Consider the following 14,692-nt stretch of genomic DNA (forward strand, 5'->3'; position numbering starts at 1 on the left):
ATATTTTCCTTTTTAATTAATGATCAATTTTAACTGATTTTCTACATCTTTAAAAGTAAACACTTTATTTCCACAAGGATAAGAGATGGAATTTTCTTGCATGAAAGATTTTCTTCCTTGTAGTTTTTCAAGCATTAAAGGAAGTTCTTTTCTAAATAAGGCTTTATCAGTAATCCTCATACCATGATTTAAATCTTTTATAAATCTTCCATCAATCTCACTTTCGTCTTTTATTAAATGTAAAGTGGCGTCATATCCTAGCTCTTTATACGCTAAAAAAAGAGTTTGTTTATCTTTTGCTGTATTAAATGGATCTTTTAAACTATGATAAGATACTAAAATAATATTTTTATTGACACTAGCTTGTATAGTTAAATGGGAAGAATTTAACAAAGAACGAATCATATAATTTTCATTAGTAAAAAAATAAGATAATCTTTCATCTTCTCTAGTCCAGTACGTTTTAATAAACATGCCTACCAATTTATTTAAATCACTAAAAAAAAATTCGGGTCTACTTAAATCTTTTCCTATTATACATTCCAATAATGGCAAAACAGTTCCTGAATTATCAATCACGCCATCCACATACCAAGGAGCTATCTTTGCTATGAGCAAGGCTAAGTATCCTCCATAAGACCCCCCCCCATAAATTTTTGGTAAATCTGCAAATTTTGGAAAGCGTTTAACTAAATCTTTTAAAGCATTGATATGATCAATAGCTGCCATAATGCCATAGTTTTGATAATCTCCATTAGGTGGGATAAAAGTTGAAGTAAATTTCGCTTGATAATTTTGCGCTAATTTTCCTTGTGATTTTAAAGTAATAATATGCTGAATAAGCAATTCATAATACTTGGTAGAATTTTTACAATCAAGATTCTGTGGATTAATGCCAAAATCTAACAAAATCTTAGATAGACTTAACAAATCCTCCTCCATGAAGCTAATAGAAGCACTATACTTTTTATTATTTGATATTCTTGCACAAAAACAATGATAAAAAACATGTACCACTACAACATCAAAATTTTTAGCAATATATTCCCTATCAAAATCTAAAAAAGAAATATTTGCATTAGCTCCATAACCTCCTATGACAAAAACTATGGCTTTGATATCTTTTTCATCATCATAGCTAATGCGGTATTCAAGTTTGCTAGTTCTTTTTATATTTAATTCTACATCATCACAAGAATCAATTTCAAAGGTTTGGTTTATGAGCAATTTTAAGCCTTTTATTGTATTTTAAAGACAATTATACTTAAATTTTAGTAAAATAAAACACAAAAACAAGGCTTAACTATGAAAAATCTTTGCATAATCCCTGCTCGTGGTGGATCAAAAAGAATTCCTAGAAAAAATATCATTGATTTTCTAGGTAAACCTTTAATCTCTTATAGCATAGAAAATGCTTTAAATTCAGGTATTTTTGATGAAGTGGTGCTTTCAAGCGATGATGAAGAAATCATAGAAGTAGCCTTAAAATACGGTGCAAAAGCTCCTTTTGTGCGTGATAAAAATTTAAGCGATGATTATGCTTCAAGCACTGCTGTAGTGCAAAATGCCATAGAAATTTTACAAAGCCAAAATCAAATTTATGATCATGTCTGCTGCCTTTATGCTACTGCTCCTTTGTTAAATAAAGACATTTTAAAACAAGCCTATGAAAAATTTATACAAAATCAAAGCAAGTTTTTATTTGCTGCTACTGAGTTTGAGTATCCTATACAAAGGGCATTTTATCTAAATGAAAACAATCAAGTTTATATGTTTGATGAAAAACATTATAAAAGTCGTTCACAAGATCTAACAAAAGCTTATCATGATGCAGGAGCTTTTTATTTTGGTACAAGCAAAGCTTGGCTTGAGGAAGATTTTATATTTAAACCTCATTCTAGCGTGTTTGTATTGCCAAGAAATTTAGTTTGCGATATAGACACCATACAAGATTTGGAATTTGCAAAAATACTTTATAAGGTAAATCATGAAAGTGCTTTTTAGAAGCGATAGCTCCAGTCAAATAGGCTTTGGACACATTAAACGCGATCTAGTCTTAGCTAAACAATATAGCGATGTAAGTTTTGCTTGCTTGCCTTTAGAAGGCTCCTTGATCGATGAAATTCCTTATCCTGTTTATGAGCTTAGTAGCGAAAGTATCTACGAGCTTATCAATCTCATCAAAGAAGAAAAATTTGAACTTCTTATCATTGATCACTATGGCATCAGCGTAGATGATGAAAAACTGATCAAGCTTGAAACAGGGGTGAAAATTCTAAGCTTTGATGATGAAATAAAGCCTCATCATTGTGATATTTTACTCAATGTCAATGCCTATGCAAAAGCAAGTGATTATGAAGGTTTAGTTCCTTTTAAATGCGAAGTAAGATGTGGTTTTTCTTATGCTTTAATCAGGGAAGAATTTTATCAAGAGGCCAAAGAAAATAGAGAAAAGAAATATGATTTTTTCATTTGCATGGGTGGAACTGATATAAAAAACCTTTCTTTACAAATTGCTAGCGAATTACCTAAAACAAAAATCATCAGCATTGCAACCAGCTCTTCTAATCCTAATCTTAAAAAATTGCAAAAATTTGCAAAATTACATAACAATATTAGATTATTTATCGATCATGAAAATATTGCAAAATTGATGAATGAAAGCAATAAACTCATCATTAGTGCAAGTTCTTTAGTCAATGAAGCCTTGCTTTTAAAGGCAAATTTCAAAGCTATTTGTTATGTTAAAAATCAAGAATCTACAGCAACTTGGCTTGCTAAAAAAGGGTATGAAGTGGAGTATAAGTATTGATAAAACTTAAAAATTTCACAGAACTTAATTCTCAAGAAATAGAGCTGATTTTTAAATGGCGCAATCACCCCGATATCAATCAATTTATGAAAACAAAATATATTGATTTTGAAGAACATTTAAGATTTTTAAAAAAATTACATCAAGATTCTAGCAAAAAATATTTTTTAGTTTTTCAAGATGAACAGATTATCGGCGTAATTGATTTTGTCAATATCACAACTAAATCTTGCGAATTTGGACTTTACGCAAAACCTAATTTAAAGGGCGTAGGACAAATTTTAATGAATGAAATTATAAAATACGCTTTTGAAAACTTAAAAGTAAATACTCTTAAAGCTTATGTTTTCAAAGACAATCGCAAAGCTTTAAAATTATATCAACAAAATCATTTTACTATTTATGATGAAGATAAAGATTTTTACCATATTTGCCTAAAGCAATCTGACTGCAAAGCCTTGCCTAGCTAATTCTTCTTTTACATCTTTAGGGGTATACTTAGAAAAATGAAAAATATAAGCACCCGCTAAAGCATCAGCACCTAAATTTAAAGCCTCAACTCCATCACTTGGATTGCTAAGTCCTCCATTGATAATAAGAGGAATTTTAAGTTTATTTTGAAAGATCTTTAAAAGTTCTAAATCATAACCCTTTGCCCTTCCTTCAAAATCCACAGAAGTTAAAAGAAGCTCTCCAGCTCCTTTTTTTTCATATTCTAAAGCAAGTTCTAAAGGACTTTTTTCAAGTAAATTTCCCCTGTCATAAACACAAAATTGCCCTCCTTTTCTTTTAACATCTATAGAACAAACTATACATTGAGAACCAAAACGATTAGCCGCTTTACTTATAAAATCCATATCTTCTAAGGCCTTAGAATTGATAGAAATTTTATCCGCACCTAAATTTAAAATCTTTTGTATATCTTCAAGGGTTTTTATCCCGCCACCTATAGTTAAAGGCATAAAACATTCTTTAGCAAGATCTTCTATACTTTCAAAATCTATTTCTCCACTTTTTGAAGCATCTATATCTAAGATAATAAGCTCATCAACATTGCGTGCATTATAAATTCTCATTGTTGAAGTTAAATGCCCTATAGTGCGAAAATCTTTAAATTCTATACTTTTAACAAGTTGTCCGTTTTTTAACAAAACACAAGGGATAATTCTAGTTTTTAACATTTAAAGCCTTGCAAAATTTTCTAAAAGTTTTAAACCTAAATTTTGACTTTTTTCGGGGTGAAATTGTGTAGCAAAAATATGATCTTTTTGTAAAGATGCAACAAATTTATGTCCGTATTGTGCTTTAGCACTTACAAACTCATCTTTGCATTTCACATAAAAAGAATGCACAAAATAAAAATCACTCTTATTATCTATGCCTTGATACAAAGGAACTTGTTTTAAAATTTCAAGCTCATTCCAACCCATATGTGGGATTTTTAAATTTAAATCCTCTTCAAATTTGACTACTTCACCTTCTATAAAACCAAGTCCTTCGCAAACTCCACCTTCATAGCCCCTTTCTAAAAAAAGCTGCATTCCTAAACAAATGCCTAAAATAGGTTTTTTTTGTACTAAAACTTGCTCTTTTAAAGCTTCTATAAAACCAAGTTCTTTTAAATTTTTCATCGCTTCTTTAAAAAATCCCACTCCAGGTAAAAGCAATTTATCTGCTTTTTGCAAATCTTTTGGATTTTTAGCTATGAAATTTATAGCTCCTATTTTTTCAAAAGCCTTAGCAACAGAGTTTAAATTTCCCGCCTTGTAATCAATGAGCGCTATCATTTTAAAACACACTCGTCTTTTCTTACCAAAGAACCATCATAATCTCTTATAAATTTACCATTTTCATCACGTTTAAAAATTTTTTTATTGGTAAAAGAATCTACTATTTTTTGAAATTCTTCCTCGCTAAAACCACTGAATTCAAGGTATTTTTTAATAGCCTTTTTAGGGGGCTTGCCATCGTATTTTTGTACCAAACGCACCCCTTCTTCACGGCTGATATAACCTAAACGAATATCCAAACAAGCATTATCTGTTGCTCTACCAAAGCCGTATTTGCAGTATTTTAAATAATCATGCACATGATTAGAATAACAATCTAAATTTTCAAAATTTTCATAAGTAGTCTCAACAGGATGATCTAGAGTTAAAAAACCATATTTTTTAGAAATTTCAAGAATTTTTTTATAATCCCATTTAAAATAATACCCTAAAAATAGCCCCGTAACCCCTACTCTTTGAAGTTCTTCATCACTTGGATAAGTATATAAAAACAAATCTTTTTCAGTGATACCATTTACCCCAAGCATATCAGAAGCACGATTTCCTAAAAGCCCGCCAAATTCTTCAAGCCACTCTCTGCCTAAAATATTTTTATTTTTACTACTCGCAGGACCGCCATACTCTATCTGCGGACTTTCTCCCCAGATGATCAAAGGCACTCCAAAATTTACCGCTATGCGTGGAACAGAAGTAAAAATTCCCAAATGGTTTTGCCACTCATTATCCCCTGTTCTTATAAAAGCTTCACGGGCAAGTTTTTGATAAACTTTTGGATCACGCTTGATATGGATCAAATCCACGCCAAGATGATTTAAATTGTCTAAATTTTTGCGCCCTATTTTCGTAGGTACGCTAGGCTCAAAACACACACACAAAGGATTAAGTCCAAGTTCGAGCATTTTAACCACTTGAAAAGTAGAATCTTTTCCGCCACTTACTCCGATAACACAATCATAAACAGGATGTTTTTTGTATTTTTTTATAAGCTCAAAAAATTCTTTTTCTCTTTCTTGCCAATTAATATTTTGATTTTTAGCTTCTTGAGAACGACAAGCATCACAAACACCTTCTTCATCAAAATGTAAATCAGGCTTAGTATCTGGCATCACACATTTTTTACAAAATTTCATAAATTTCCTTTAATTAGTCTTAAATATATATATCGTTATAATTAAATTTTATTTTATGATTTTATATATTTATATTATATAAAAATTAAAAAATGAATGAATTCTATAATTTAAATCCATATGGCATTTTTTGAATGAAACCAAGCAAAATCATAACAAAGTTGTAATATTTATATAATATAAATATATAAATTGAAGAAATATATAATATAATTATATATCATTTTAGTCAGGAAATTTACCAAAGAAAGAAAAGTATGCAAATAGGAAATTTTAACACCGATAAAAAGGTTTTTATCATAGCAGAACTTAGTGCAAATCACGCAGGAAGTCTTGAGATGGCACTTCAAAGTATAAAAGCTGCCAAAAAAGCAGGTGCTGATGCGATAAAAATTCAAACTTACACTCCAGATAGCATGACTCTAAATAGCAACAAAGAAGATTTTATTATTAAGGGTGGGCTTTGGGATAAAAGAAAACTTTATAAGCTTTACGAAAGCGCAAAAACTCCTTATGAATGGCATTCTCAAATCTTTGAAACCGCACAAAATGAAGGCATACTTTGTTTTTCAAGTCCTTTTGCCAAAGAAGATTTAGAATTTCTAAAACGCTTTGATCCTATAGCCTATAAAATCGCTTCTTTTGAAGCTAATGATGAAAATTTCGTGCGTTTAATCGCCAAAGAAAAAAAACCTACTATCGTTTCAACGGGCATTGCTACAGAAGAAGAACTTTTTAAAATCTGTGAAATTTTTAAAGAAGAAAAAAATCCTGATTTAATCTTTTTAAAATGCACTTCGGCTTATCCTACTGCCATAGAAGATATGAATTTAAAAGGCATAGCAAGTTTAAAAGAAAAATTTAATGTTGAAGTGGGACTAAGTGATCATAGCTTTGGTTTTTTAGCCCCTGTTATGGCAGTAGCACTTGGAGCTAGAGTGATAGAAAAGCATTTTATGTTAGATAAAAGCATAGAAAGTGAAGACAGTAAATTTAGTCTTGATTTTGATGAATTTAAAGCTATGATAGATGCAGTAAGACAAGCTGAAAGTGCTTTAGGCGATGGTAAGTTAGATCTAGATGAAAAGGCGCTTAAAAACCGTGTTTTTGCAAGAAGCTTATATGCAAGTAAGGATATCAAAAAAGGTGAAATGTTCAGCGAAGAAAATGTAAAATCCGTGCGTCCTTCTTTTGGACTACATCCTAAATTTTATCAAGAACTTTTAGGAAAAAAAGCTACTAAAGATATAGAATTTGGTGATGCTTTAAAACAAGGAGATTTTACATGAAAAATATTTTAGTTACAGGTGCTGATGGTTTTATAGGCTCTCATCTTTGTGAAAGTTTGGTCAAAAAAGGTTTTAAAGTCAGAGCTTTAAGTCAGTATAATTCTTTTAATTTTTGGGGACATTTAGAAAAAAGTCCTTTTTTAAAAGACATGGAAGTTGTAAGTGGGGATTTAAGAGATAGTTTTTTTTGCGAAAAAATCACCAAAAATATAGATGCGATCTTTCATCTTGGCGCCTTAATCGCCATCCCCTACTCCTACACAGCCCCACAAAGCTATGTGGATACCAATGTCAATGGCACTTTAAATATGCTCGAAGCAGCTAAAAAAAACGAAATTTCGCATTTTATCCACACCTCAACAAGCGAAGTTTATGGCACGGCCTTTTATGTGCCCATCGATGAAAAACACCCTTTACAACCTCAAAGCCCTTATTCTGCAAGCAAAATCGCTGCAGATATGATGGCGCTGAGTTATTATAATTCTTTTAATTTAAATGTCAATATTGCACGCCCTTTTAACACCTATGGACCAAGACAAAGCGCAAGGGCTATCATACCTACCATCATCACACAAATTTTAAGCGGAGCAAAGGAAATCAAACTAGGAGATTTAAGCCCTAAAAGGGATTTAAATTTTGTGCTAGATACTTGCGAGGGTTTTATCTCTCTTTTAAATTTAAAACATTTTGGAGAAGTTTATAATATAGGCTCAGGAGTGGAATACTCCATGCAAGAAGTACTTAATCTCATACAAAAAATTTTAGATTCTAAGGTAAAAATCATCCAAGATGAGCAAAGATTGCGTCCTAAAAATAGCGAAGTTTTTAGACTTTGTTGCGATGCAAACAAGCTTAAAAAAGCTACAAATTGGCAAAGCAAAATAAGTCTAGAAGAAGGTTTAAGACAAAGCATAGAGTATTTTAAAGAAAATTTAGAAAATTATAAAAGTGAGCTTTATAATGTTTGAAAAAGAAATTTCTTTTATAAAAAGTCTTTTTAATAAAGAAAATATCGCCCTACATGAGCCTTGCTTTATAGGCAATGAGAAAAAATATCTCTTAGAATGTATCGATAGCGGTTTTGTTTCAAGCGTAGGAGAATTTGTAACGCGTTTTGAAGAAGCTTTAAAAGAAAAAACCAAAGCACGCTTTGTCATCGCTACAAATACAGGTACAGCAGCCCTTCATATCGCTTTATTAGCTAATGGTATCGATGAAAACTGCGAAGTCATCACTCAAAGCATAAGCTTTGTCGCTACGGCCAATGCTATCGCTTATACAGGTGCAAAACCCGTTTTTTTAGATATAGATGAAAACACTCTAAGTTTAAGTCCTAAGGCTTTAGAGCATTTTTTAGAAAATCAAACTTATCAAAAAGATAATCTTAGCTATAACAAAACCACACACAAACCCATCAAAGCTTGTGTTATTATGCACACCTTTGGTTTAAGCGCTCATATAAAAGCCATCAAAGAGCTTTGTGAAAAATACCACATCCTTTTAATTGAAGATGCTGCAGAAGCCTTAGGAAGCACCTATGAAAACAAGGCCTTAGGCACTTTTGGAAAGTGTGGAATTTTAAGCTTTAATGGTAATAAAATCATCACAGGTGGATGCGGTGGGGCGATATTAAGCGATGATGAAAATTTAGCCAAACTTGCAAGACACCTTAGCACCACAGCTAAAATCCCCCATCCTTACGAATACGATCATGATAGGATAGCTTATAATTACCGTCTTTGCAATATAAACGCAGCAATCTTGCTTGCAGGACTTGAAAATTTAGAACTTTTTTTAGAAAACAAAAGAGAACTTGCTAAAATTTACAAGGATTTTTTTAAAAATCACGATAAATGTAAATTTATCGATGAAAAAAGCAATGAAAAAAGCAATTTTTGGCTCAATACCTTGCTTTTTAAAGATGAAAATTTAAGAAATATCTTTTTAGAAGAATGCTTGAAAAATAATATTTTCGTCCGTCCTGTATGGAAAAGCTTACCGAGTTTAAAAGCTTTTCAAAACTGTCAAAGCAATGAGCTTATAAACACTAAAAAATTAGAAAAACGCTTGATTAATTTACCTAGTAGCGTTAGAATAGCAAATAAAAAGGAATGATGCGTTGCAAAATTTAATTCAAAGCATTAAAAAAATTTAATAAGAAAAAATATGAGAATAGCGGCGGGGGGGGGGATTTGATTTTTTTACTTCTTCTTTTAGGAGAAGTGCGTGAAAAATGTCATCATCATAGGAGCGGGTGGCTTTACTAGAGAGCTTTATTCTTATTTAAAAGATGCAAATTACGAAATTATAGGCTATATTGATATACAAGAAAATAATTTTTTTGACTTAAAATATCTAGGCAATGAAGATAATTTCGATAAAAAGTTGATTCAAAAAGCATCTTTTGCTTTAGGTGTAGGACAAATCAATTTAAGAAAAAAAATCCTTGTAAAACTTTCAAAAAAATCATGTAATTTTATCACTTTTATACATCCTCAATCTTTTGTTTCAAAAGAAGCTAAAATAGGACAAGGGGTTATAGTGTGTCCTTTTGTAACCATTAATGCTAATTCAAATATAGGAGATTTTGTGCTTTGTAATATTTATTCAAGCATAGCTCATGATTGTAAAGTAGGAGAAGGAAGTATTTTAAGCCCTTATGCTACACTTAATGGAAATTCAAGCATAGGAAAAAATTGTTTTTTAGCTACTAGAGTTAGCCTGTTGCCTTGCGTAAACTTAGAAGATAACTGCATAGTAAGCAGGTAGTATTATTAGCAAAAACTACACATCCAATCAACTTATTTTTCATAAAAATATAATTAAAACAAGGAAAAAACAATGAAAGAAATTAATATCATAGACTTTGGTTTAATGGGTAAGCAAATAAGTGCTTTATTTTATTTATTAGGCTATGAAATAGGTGTTTATAATAAAAGCAAGCTCAATATATACGAATTTGAAAAACAAATAAAACTTCTACAAAGAAAAATAGATTTTTCTAATTTTAACGCCGGAAAAATAAACATTTGCCAACATATAGAAGATCTTAAAAATAGCTTGACTATAGAAAGCTTAAATGAAGATTTAAATTTAAAAAAAGAAATCATGCAAATTCTTAGAGATAATAATATAGTTTTTTCGAGAGTATGGATGATTTAAACTGCGATTTTATACATTTTTTCAATACTATTTATATCAAATTAATAGAACTTTGTGGTTCTAATTTAGAACGATTTACCCCATTGAAAGATCTTAAAAAATTAGGATTTCATATCATTTGCAGTAAAGGCAATCGAGGAGCTTTAGCAAATTTACTTTTGTTCAATGAAATTTCATCATTTTTTAAAATTATAGAAAAATACGATTATAATTTCAAAGAATGTCAAACAGTTTATGATTTGCTTTATGAAAAAAGAAATTTGTTAAATATTATCGACACTATAGGCATAGAACTTTGTAATAAAATTTGTAAGAATTTAAAAGAAGATGATGAAAATTTTTACCATCCAAAAATCTTTAAAAAGGCCTTATAAAAAGGAATTTTAGGTAGAAAAATAAAACAAACATAAGTGATATTTTATAAAATAAGCAAATATTAATTTAATATTTTATACAATCTAATATTTTTATTAAATTGAAGGGGTGGGGAATGATTTATTGTGATCACTGCGTGATGCCAAATACTAGACCTGGTATTAATTTTACAAAAGATAAAGAAGGTAAAAATATCTGTTCAGCTTGCATCAATCATAAAAATAAAGAAAATATTGATTATAAAGCAAGATTTAAAGAGCTTGAAGCCTTATGCGATAAATACCGCAGAATGAATGGAAAATTTGAATATGATTGCGCTATTGCCGTAAGTGGAGGTAAAGATTCGCATTTTCAAGTGCATATCATGAAAGAAAAACTTGGAATGAATCCTATTCTTTTTAGCGTTGAAGATAATTTCACCATGACTGAAGCAGGTAAGAAAAATCTTAGAAACTTAAGTGAAACTTTTGGTTGTCATATTATTAGCTTAAAGCCTGATATCAAAACTCAAAAAAAAGTTATGCTAAAAACCTTTGAAAAATATGGAAAACCCACTTGGTTTATTGATAGACTGATTTACAGCTATCCTTTTGCTATGGCTTTAAAATTTAATACACCTTTATTGGTTTATGGAGAAAATGTTAGTTATGAATATGGAGGTAGTGATGACAAAGAAACTCCTAGCGCCAAAGAAATATTTTTAAATGGTACAGCTAGTGATTTAGATATAAATGAATTTATAGATAATGAAATCAAAGAAGAAAATCTACAACTCTTTTTTAATCCCAATGCAAATGATATCAACAAACTTAATCCTATTTATCTAAGTTATTTTGTAAAATGGAATTCTTATAGCAATTATATTTTTGCTAAAAGTCGTGGTTTTACTGATCTAGAAGGCGAATGGGATAGAACAATGTGTGCAGAAAATTTTGATCAAGTTGATAGTATAGGCTATATCCTACACGCTTGGATGAAATACCCTAAATTTGGTCATGCTTGTGCGAGTGATTACGCAGCTCGTTTCGTGCGTTATGGACTTTTAAGCAGAAAAGAAGCTATTGAACTTGTGCAAAAAAGAGATCGTAAGCTTGACAATAGATGCGTTGAAGATTTTTGCAATTTCATAGGTATTAGTAAAACTACATTTTGGAAAATAGTAGAAAAACATTACAATATGGATTTATTTTATAAAAATGATTTTGGAGAATTTAAATTAAAAAATAAATTACAATAAAAATATAAAGGAAAGAAATGCAAAACTCATTAGAAACTTATACAATGAAATATAATGAAAATGGATACGGATTACTTTTTCCAGATGGTCATGTAGTACGTTTTTATGAAAGAATTTTAAAATACAAACTAAATAAAATAAATGGAAATTTACTTGATTTTGGTTGTGGCAATGGTGTACATTCAGCGTATTTTCAAAGCAAAGGGTTTAAAACCTTCGGAATAGATATAGTTCCAAGTTTAAAAGAAATTTGGGAGCAAAATATTAAAAAAAAAAAGGGGGGGGGGATATTGTAAAATTATAGAACCAAATTCTAGTATCAAAGGACTTTTTGATGAAAATATGGATATCATCTTTGCAAATCAAAGTCTTTACTATATACCCTTAAAAGAACTCAAACAAAATATTTTAGAATTTTACGAACTTTTAAACACGGGTGGAATACTTTTTGCTACAATGATGAGCAAGAAAAATTATTATTTTTCCCACAGTCAAAAAGAAGAAAAAAATGGCTTGAGTAAAGTTGAAATTAATGGAAGATTAAATGAAACAAGCTTTATACATTTTATTGATAAAGCCCAAGATCTAGAAAATCTTTTTCAACCTTTTGAAACTTTATTTTTAGGAGATTATGATCCTATTAATTTTTATAATTTTGAAGGATCAGCACACCATTATATTTATATAGGTATTAAAAAATAAAATTTTGCCTTTATTTTAAGGCAAAATAAAGGCAAAACTATGAAAAAAACTCTTATCATCGCAGAAGCAGGAGTTAATCACAATGGTGATTTAAATTTAGCTAAAAAGTTAATAGAAATCGCAGCAGATTCAGGCGCTGATTTTGTTAAATTTCAAAGTTTTAAAGCCAAAAACTGTATCAGCACAAAGGCTAAAAAAGCACCCTATCAGCTTAAAACCACAGCTAGTGATGAGAGTCAGCTTCAAATGGTACAAAAACTCGAACTCGATATTAAAGCTCATAAAGAGCTTATCTTACACGCAAAAAAATGCAATATTGCCTTTCTTTCTACTCCTTTTGATCTTGAAAGTGTAGATCTTTTAAATGAGTTAGGCTTAAAAATCTTTAAAATTCCAAGCGGAGAAATCACCAATCTACCCTATCTTAAAAAAATTGCAAAGCTTAATAAAAAAATCATACTTTCAACAGGCATGGCAAATTTAGGCGAGATAGAAGAAGCTTTAAATGTGCTTTGCAAAAATGGCGCTAAACGCCAAAATATCACTCTTTTACACTGCACTACAGAATACCCTGCCCCTTTTGATGAAGTCAATCTTAAAGCCATGCAAAGCTTAAAAGATGCTTTTAAACTTGATGTGGGTTATTCTGATCACACTCAAGGCATACACATTTCCCTAGCTGCGGTTGCCTTAGGAGCTTGTGTGATAGAAAAGCATTTTACCCTAGATAAAAATATGTCAGGACCTGATCATAAAGCAAGTCTAGAACCTCATGAACTAAAAACGCTTTGCACTCAAATTAGACAAATACAAAAGGCTATGGGTGATGGCATAAAAAAAGCAAGCAAAAGCGAACAAAAAAATATCAACATAGTAAGAAAAAGTTTAGTGGCTAAAAAAGACATCCAAAAAGGAGAAATTTTTAGCGAAGAAAATCTTACTACCAAACGCCCCGCAAATGGTATAAGTGCTATGAGATATGAAGAGTTTTTAGGTAAAATTGCTACTAAAAACTACAAAGAAGATGAGCTTATCCGTGAGTAAAAGAAAAATTTGTATAGTCAGTGCAACAAGGGCTGAATGGTATCTTTTAAGAAATTTATGTCATGAAATTCAAAACGATAAAGATCTAAGCCTTCAAATCATCGCTACAGGAGCACATTTAAGCCCTGAGTTTGGACTCACTTATAAAGAAATAGAAAAAGAATTTAAAATCACTAAGAAAATTCCTATCCTACTTGCAAATGATGATAAAATAAGCCTTTGCAAAAGCATGAGTTTAGCTTTTAGTGCTTTTAGCGATGCTTTTGAAGACTTAAAACCTGATATGGTGGTAATTTTAGGCGATCGTTATGAAATGCTTAGCGTAGCAAGTGTATGTCTTTTGATGCACATACCTTTAGTGCATTTATGTGGCGGGGAGCTTACTTTAGGGGCTATTGATGATAGTATAAGACACAGCATTTCAAAAATGTCACATTTACATTTTGTAAGTCATGAAATTTATAAAAAAAGGCTTTTGCAACTTGGAGAAGAAGAAAAAAGGGTTTTTAATATAGGTTCTTTAGCTTCTACTATCATAAAAAATATGAATTTTTTAAACAAAAAAGATTTAGAAAAAGCCTTAGAAATGAAACTAGATAAAGAACTTTACTTAATCACTTATCATCCTTTAACCTTAAATGTAAAAAATACTCAAAAAGAGATTAAAACCTTACTTAAAAAACTTGACACCCTTAAAAACGCAAGTTTGATTTTTACCAAAGCAAATGCCGATGAAAATGGACTTTTAATCAATGAAATTTTGCAAAATTACTGCCAAAAAAACTCACACAAGGCTAAACTTTTTGATAATCTTGGCTCACAAAAATACCTAAGTCTTATGAAAATAGCCAAAGCCATGATAGGCAATTCTTCAAGCGGTATTAGTGAAAGTCCTTTTTTTAAAACTCCTTGCATTAATATAGGCGATAGACAAAAAGGGCGTTTAAGAACTCAAAATATCATTGATTGCGAAATCAACGATCTTGATCAAGCTTTTGAAAAATTAGAAAGCAAAGAATTTAAACAAAATTTAAAAAATTTTAAAAACCCTTATGATAATGATAAAAATCCCAATAAATTCATAAAAACTTGCCTAAAAAATGCAAATTTAGATACAATTTTACATAAAAATTTCATCGATTTATAAGGCT

16 protein-coding genes and 1 pseudogene are annotated in these 14,692 nt (G+C 30.3%); 13 read left to right on the plus strand and 4 right to left on the minus strand.

Annotated elements, in window-relative coordinates; genetic code table 11:
• Positions 1-12: 12 nt before the first annotated feature.
• The gene (locus FBF20_RS06700) at positions 13-1,227 is read right to left on the minus strand and encodes a DUF2920 family protein (RefSeq protein WP_015016477.1); all 1,215 of its coding nucleotides are present in this window, start codon (positions 1,225-1,227) and stop codon (positions 13-15) included.
• 78 nt (positions 1,228-1,305) lie between these two features.
• Between FBF20_RS06700 and pseF the strand changes: the two genes are divergently transcribed.
• The 3 genes from pseF to pseH are packed head-to-tail and all read left to right on the plus strand — an operon-like array spanning position 1,306 to position 3,282.
• Positions 1,306-2,004, plus strand: coding sequence for a pseudaminic acid cytidylyltransferase (gene pseF, locus FBF20_RS06705; protein WP_002777693.1), 699 nt, complete (start codon positions 1,306-1,308; stop codon positions 2,002-2,004).
• On the plus strand, positions 1,988-2,812 hold the full coding sequence (gene pseG / locus FBF20_RS06710; RefSeq protein WP_002830499.1) for a UDP-2,4-diacetamido-2,4,6-trideoxy-beta-L-altropyranose hydrolase: 825 nt from the start codon (positions 1,988-1,990) through the stop codon (positions 2,810-2,812). The genes pseF and pseG overlap by 17 nt, the downstream gene beginning before the upstream one ends.
• Entirely contained in the window at positions 2,809-3,282 is a 474-nt protein-coding gene (pseH, locus tag FBF20_RS06715) for a UDP-4-amino-4,6-dideoxy-N-acetyl-beta-L-altrosamine N-acetyltransferase (protein WP_002781802.1), read from the plus strand. Before pseG ends, pseH begins: the two co-directional genes overlap by 4 nt.
• Here pseH and wbuZ read toward each other — a convergent pair.
• The 3 genes from wbuZ to pseA are packed head-to-tail and all read right to left on the minus strand — an operon-like array spanning position 3,247 to position 5,732.
• Positions 3,247-3,993 (minus strand): glycosyl amidation-associated protein WbuZ, encoded by a 747-nt coding sequence (wbuZ, locus tag FBF20_RS06720; RefSeq protein ID WP_002786691.1) that lies wholly within the window; start codon positions 3,991-3,993, stop codon positions 3,247-3,249. The two genes, pseH and wbuZ, sit on opposite strands and share 36 nt — an antisense overlap.
• Positions 3,994-4,599, minus strand: coding sequence for an imidazole glycerol phosphate synthase subunit HisH (hisH, locus tag FBF20_RS06725; protein ID WP_002858423.1), 606 nt, complete (start codon positions 4,597-4,599; stop codon positions 3,994-3,996).
• Complete coding sequence (gene pseA, locus FBF20_RS06730) at positions 4,596-5,732, minus strand: pseudaminic acid biosynthesis protein PseA (RefSeq protein WP_002784894.1); 1,137 nt, start codon at positions 5,730-5,732, stop codon at positions 4,596-4,598. The genes hisH and pseA overlap by 4 nt, the downstream gene beginning before the upstream one ends.
• Before the next feature lie 257 nt (positions 5,733-5,989).
• Here pseA and pseI point away from each other — a divergent pair, with 257 nt between their 5' ends.
• The 10 genes and pseudogenes from pseI to legG all read left to right on the plus strand — a co-directional run bounded on the left by pseI (position 5,990) and on the right by legG (position 14,688).
• Positions 5,990-7,021, plus strand: coding sequence for a pseudaminic acid synthase (gene pseI / locus FBF20_RS06735; protein ID WP_002857933.1), 1,032 nt, complete (start codon positions 5,990-5,992; stop codon positions 7,019-7,021).
• Complete coding sequence (legB, locus tag FBF20_RS06740; RefSeq protein ID WP_002857901.1) at positions 7,018-7,989, plus strand: 4,6-dehydratase LegB; 972 nt, start codon at positions 7,018-7,020, stop codon at positions 7,987-7,989. The genes pseI and legB overlap by 4 nt, the downstream gene beginning before the upstream one ends.
• Positions 7,982-9,136 (plus strand): aminotransferase LegC, encoded by a 1,155-nt coding sequence (gene legC, locus FBF20_RS06745; protein ID WP_002858192.1) that lies wholly within the window; start codon positions 7,982-7,984, stop codon positions 9,134-9,136. Before legB ends, legC begins: the two co-directional genes overlap by 8 nt.
• A 111-nt stretch (positions 9,137-9,247) precedes the next feature.
• A complete protein-coding gene (locus tag FBF20_RS06750) occupies positions 9,248-9,790 on the plus strand; it encodes a transferase (RefSeq protein ID WP_002815677.1) in 543 nt (180 codons plus the stop codon).
• 72 nt (positions 9,791-9,862) lie between these two features.
• A complete protein-coding gene (locus tag FBF20_RS08820) occupies positions 9,863-10,183 on the plus strand; it encodes a 3-hydroxyacyl-CoA dehydrogenase NAD-binding domain-containing protein (RefSeq protein ID WP_002891138.1) in 321 nt (106 codons plus the stop codon).
• Entirely contained in the window at positions 10,171-10,557 is a 387-nt protein-coding gene (locus FBF20_RS08825; RefSeq protein ID WP_002782233.1) for a hypothetical protein, read from the plus strand. The genes FBF20_RS08820 and FBF20_RS08825 overlap by 13 nt, the downstream gene beginning before the upstream one ends.
• Positions 10,558-10,673: 116 nt before the next feature.
• Positions 10,674-11,795, plus strand: coding sequence for an N-acetyl sugar amidotransferase (locus FBF20_RS06760; protein ID WP_002891140.1), 1,122 nt, complete (start codon positions 10,674-10,676; stop codon positions 11,793-11,795).
• A 17-nt stretch (positions 11,796-11,812) separates the two neighbouring features.
• A pseudogene (locus FBF20_RS08995) lies at positions 11,813-12,497 on the plus strand (methyltransferase domain-containing protein).
• A 39-nt stretch (positions 12,498-12,536) separates the two neighbouring features.
• Positions 12,537-13,541 carry a N,N'-diacetyllegionaminate synthase gene (gene legI / locus FBF20_RS06775; RefSeq protein ID WP_002890597.1) on the plus strand — a complete coding sequence of 335 codons (1,005 nt, stop codon included), beginning with the start codon at positions 12,537-12,539 and terminating at the stop codon, positions 13,539-13,541.
• A complete protein-coding gene (gene legG / locus FBF20_RS06780) occupies positions 13,534-14,688 on the plus strand; it encodes a GDP-N,N'-diacetylbacillosamine 2-epimerase (hydrolyzing) (RefSeq protein ID WP_002811473.1) in 1,155 nt (384 codons plus the stop codon). Before legI ends, legG begins: the two co-directional genes overlap by 8 nt.
• Positions 14,689-14,692 lie beyond the last annotated feature (4 nt).

Source organism: Campylobacter sp. CFSAN093259 (assembly GCF_012889985.1).
Classification (GTDB): Bacteria; Campylobacterota; Campylobacteria; order Campylobacterales; family Campylobacteraceae; genus Campylobacter_D; species Campylobacter_D jejuni.

What these genes read in the sequence shown, in the direction of transcription:
- FBF20_RS08820 (WP_002891138.1), top strand. Translation starts at nt 9,863, where the DNA reads ATGAAAGAAATTAATATCATAGACTTTGGTTTAATGGGTAAGCAAATA.
- FBF20_RS06760 (WP_002891140.1), top strand. Translation starts at nt 10,674, where the DNA reads ATGATTTATTGTGATCACTGCGTGATGCCAAATACTAGACCTGGTATT.
- hisH (WP_002858423.1), bottom strand. Translation starts at nt 4,599, where the DNA reads ATGATAGCGCTCATTGATTACAAGGCGGGAAATTTAAACTCTGTTGCT.
- legI (WP_002890597.1), top strand. Translation starts at nt 12,537, where the DNA reads ATGAAAAAAACTCTTATCATCGCAGAAGCAGGAGTTAATCACAATGGT.
- pseG (WP_002830499.1), top strand. Translation starts at nt 1,988, where the DNA reads ATGAAAGTGCTTTTTAGAAGCGATAGCTCCAGTCAAATAGGCTTTGGA.
- pseI (WP_002857933.1), top strand. Translation starts at nt 5,990, where the DNA reads ATGCAAATAGGAAATTTTAACACCGATAAAAAGGTTTTTATCATAGCA.
- FBF20_RS08825 (WP_002782233.1), top strand. Translation starts at nt 10,171, where the DNA reads ATGGATGATTTAAACTGCGATTTTATACATTTTTTCAATACTATTTAT.
- wbuZ (WP_002786691.1), bottom strand. Translation starts at nt 3,993, where the DNA reads ATGTTAAAAACTAGAATTATCCCTTGTGTTTTGTTAAAAAACGGACAA.
- legC (WP_002858192.1), top strand. Translation starts at nt 7,982, where the DNA reads ATGTTTGAAAAAGAAATTTCTTTTATAAAAAGTCTTTTTAATAAAGAA.
- pseA (WP_002784894.1), bottom strand. Translation starts at nt 5,732, where the DNA reads ATGAAATTTTGTAAAAAATGTGTGATGCCAGATACTAAGCCTGATTTA.
- legB (WP_002857901.1), top strand. Translation starts at nt 7,018, where the DNA reads ATGAAAAATATTTTAGTTACAGGTGCTGATGGTTTTATAGGCTCTCAT.
- pseF (WP_002777693.1), top strand. Translation starts at nt 1,306, where the DNA reads ATGAAAAATCTTTGCATAATCCCTGCTCGTGGTGGATCAAAAAGAATT.